The sequence below is a fragment of the Variovorax sp. 20P10.2.4 genome (assembly GCF_058244205.1).
Window position 1 is genome coordinate 1 of sequence record NZ_JBZAYE010000685.1, and the last position, 3,690, is coordinate 3,690.

The following is a 3,690-nucleotide window of genomic DNA, read 5'->3' on the forward strand; positions in this document are numbered from 1 at the left end:
AGCGCGCCTTCGAGATGGCCTTCGCCTGCATGCATGCCTGCGGCCAGCCGTTCGCGATGGCCTTCCAGGCCGGCACCGCGCATGCGCTGGACCGCGCGCTCGAGGCCGTGGCCATCGCCGTGCGCGAGATGGGCGCCTATCCGGCGCGCGTGCTCTGGGAGAAGCCCGATGCGCGCCGGCCGCTGCGCGTGGAGAAGACTTTCGAGATCCTGCCGCGCGGCATCGCGGCCGTGATCGGCTGCGCCACCTTCCCGACCTGGAACTCCTACCCCGGCCTGTTCGCGAGCCTGGTCACGGGCAACCCGGTGGTCGTGAAGCCGCATCCCACGGCCGTGCTGCCGCTCGCGCTGTGCGTCGATACGGCACGCACGGTGCTCGCGGGCCTGGGGCTCGACGCCGACGTGGTGCAGCTGCTGGTCGACACGCGCGCCGCGCCCAAGACCAAGGCACTCGCGCTCGATGCGCGCGTGAAGCTGATCGACTTCACGGGCGGTCCCGAATTCGGCGACTGGCTCGAAAGCCACGCGCGCCAGGCCCATGTCTTCACCGAGAAGGCGGGTGTCAACGCGGTGCTGATCGAGAGCACCGGCGACTACCCCGGCCTGGTACGCAACCTCGCGCTCACGCTGAGCCTCTACAGCGCCCAGATGTGCACCACGCCGCAGAGCATCTACCTGCCGCGCGCGGGCATCCGGCTGCAGGACGGCACGGCGAAGACGGTCGAGGATTTCAAGGCCGACCTCGCCCCGGCCGTGGCCAAGCTGGTCGCAGATCCGGTGCGCGCCATCGAATTGCTGGGCGCGATCCAGAGCGATGCGACCGAGGCGCGCGCCGTCGAGGCGGCATCGCTCGGCGAGCCGGTGTTCGCCTCGCGCCGGCTCGCGCATCCCGACCTGCCCGATGCGATGCTGCGCACCCCGGCCCTCTACGCCGTGCCGCCCGAAGCCCTGGACACCATCGCGCGCGAGCACTTCGGCCCGATCAGCCTGCTGATCGTGACCGAGGACGCCAACGCGGCGCTGCGGCATGCGCACGAGGTCACGCGCTCGCGCGGCGCGATCACCTGGTCGGTGTACTCGCGCGACGAGGCCTTCGTGCGCCGCACGAAGAACGCGGCCGCCGATGCCGGCGTGCATCTCACGCTCGACATGACCGGCCCGATGCTCGTGAACCAGTCCGCCGCCTTCAGCGACCTGCACGTGAGCGGCCACAACGCCGCCGGCAACGCGGCGCTGTGCGACACCGCCTTCGTGCTGCCGCGCTTCCGCGTGCTGCAGACGCGCCGCTACCTCGCCGCCTGAAGCGCGGACTGCAGCCAATAACAAAGGAGACGCCCCATGACCGAATCCCGCAATGCGCAGGCCGCGGCCGATGCCGCCGACGATTTCCTGTCGCTCGACGAACTGCAGGCGCGCCAGGACGCCAAGCTCGCCGCGCTCGGCCGCCGGCTCGCGGACTCGCCGCAGTGGCGGGCGCATTTCGCGGCGGCCGGCGCCTCGCCGCTCGACCTGAAGGACCGCGCCGCGTTGCAGGCGCTGCCGCTGCTCGAGAAGAGCCACCTGCGCGCGCTCTATCCGTACCCGCTGCTCACGGTGCCGCTCGAGCAGGTGGTGCGCTTCTGCGCCACCTCGGGCACCACGGGCCTGCCGGTGCTGTTCGGATTCACGCAAAAGGACTGGGAAGACACGCTGGTGCGCCAGCTCGCGCGCATCTACCGCACCGTGGGCGTGCGCGCGGGCGATCGCGTCTACCAGGGCTACGGCTATGGCCTGTGGATCGGCGGCAGCTCGATGGACGAGGCGCTCAAGGCCTACGGCGCGGTCAACTTCCCCGTCGGCCCGGGCCGCGGCGAGCTGATGGTGCAGTGGCTGCGCGACCACCGCCACACGGTCACGACCATGTCGCCGCTGTGGCTGATGACGCTGATCCAACAGGCGCGCAAGGCCGGCATCGACCCGCGCCGCGACTGGGCGCTGCGCGTGGGGCTGTTCGGCGGCCAGTCGGTGTCGGCCACCTTCCGCAGCGAGATGGAAGCGCTGATGCCCGAGGGCTTCCTGGCGCACAACATCTACGGCACCACCGAGGCCGGCGGGCCGGTGCTCGGCGTTTCCTGCCCGCATTCGCACGGCGATGACGAGATGCACCTGGTCAACGACGACAGCGTGCTCAGCGAGATCCTCGACCCGCAGACCCTGCGCCCGGTGGCGCCGGGCGAGGTCGGCGAGATCGTTTTCACCACGCTCGACAAGGAGGCCTCGCCGGTGCTGCGCTGGCGCACGCGCGACCTGGTGCGCCGTTCGGCCCAGCCCTACCGCTGCGCCTGCGGCCGCCATGCCTATGCGCGCATCGGCCGCATCATCGGCCGCTCGGACGACATGCTCAAGGTGCGCGGCGTGCTGGTCTATCCCTCGCAGATCGAGGACGTGATCGCGGGCGTCGAGGGTCTGGCCAAGGATGCCTGGCAGATCTACATCGACAGCGAGCGCACCGTGCTCGACCACATGGAGGTGGCCGTGGAGCGCGTGCCCGGCGCGGCCTGCGCGCACGACGACCTGGCGCGCGAGGTGCGCGTGCGGCTCAAGGCCCGGCTGGGCCTCACGTGCGAGGTGCGCTGCCACGACGAGGGCGCGCTGCCGCGCTACGAGGCCAAGGCTACCCGCGTGCTGCGGCGCGGCGCCGTGGAGGCCAGCCCGGCATGACGCACGCGACGCAAACCACGCCGGGCGCGCTGGCCGGCCTGCGCGTGATCGACCTGTCGCGCGTGCTCGGGGGCCCCTTCTGCACCCAGATGCTGGCCGACCATGGCGCGCAGGTGATCAAGGTCGAGCCACCGCAGGGCGACGAGACGCGCGACTGGGGCCCGCCCTTCCTCGACGGCGCGGCTTCTTACTTCCTCGGCGTCAACCGCAACAAGCAGGGCGTCGCGCTCGACCTCTCGCTGCCCGAGGGCCGCGCGCTGCTGCTGCGCCTGCTCGCGGACGCCGACGTGCTGGTCGAGAACTTCAAGCCCGGCACGCTCGAGCGCTGGGGCATCGGCTACGAGGACTTCCTGCGCGAACGCTTCCCGCGCCTGGTGCACTGCCGCGTCAGCGGCTTCGGCGCCGACGGCCCGCTGGGCGGCCTGCCGGGCTACGACGCGGTCGCGCAGGCCATGACCGGGCTGATGTCGGTCAACGGGGAACGCGGCGGCGCGCCGCTGCGCATGGGCATCCCGGTGATCGACATCGCGACCGGGCTGCACGCGGTCATCGGCATCCTGATGGCGCTGCGCGAGCGCGAGCGCTCGGGCCGGGGCCAGTCGGTCGAGGCCACGTTGTTCGACACCGGCGTTTCGCTGATGCATCCGCACCTGCCCAACCACTTCCTGTCGGGCCGCGTCGCGGGGCGCAGCGGCAACGCGCATCCCAACATCTGTCCCTACGACGCCTTCGCCACGCGCAGCTGCAACGTGTTCATCGCCGTGGGCAACGACGGCCAGTTCCGCCGCCTGGTCGCGCTGCTGGGCCGCGCCGAGCTGGCCGACGATCCGCGCTTCGCGCACAACAGCGAGCGGCTCGCGAACGCGGCGGCGCTCAAGGCCGAGCTCGAGGCGCTGCTGGCCACGCGCGATGGCGAGGCCATCGCGCAGGAGCTGATGCGCGCGGGCGTGCCCTGCGGCCCGGTGCTCGACGTCGGCGGCGTGCGCGCGCA

3 protein-coding genes are annotated in these 3,690 nt (G+C 71.9%); all 3 read left to right on the top strand.

Features of this window, described 5'->3' with window-relative positions:
- Positions 1-1,301: aldehyde dehydrogenase family protein (locus AC27VN_RS35660; protein ID WP_490879671.1), on the top strand; the 1,301-nt coding region annotated here is incomplete at its 5' end.
- A 36-nt stretch (positions 1,302-1,337) separates the two neighbouring features.
- On the top strand, positions 1,338-2,699 hold the full coding sequence (locus AC27VN_RS35665) for a phenylacetate--CoA ligase family protein (RefSeq protein WP_490879672.1): 1,362 nt from the start codon (positions 1,338-1,340) through the stop codon (positions 2,697-2,699).
- Positions 2,696-3,690, top strand: a 995-nt coding sequence (locus AC27VN_RS35670) for a CaiB/BaiF CoA transferase family protein (protein ID WP_490879673.1), incomplete at its 3' end; no start/stop codon positions are given. The genes AC27VN_RS35665 and AC27VN_RS35670, both read left to right, overlap by 4 nt.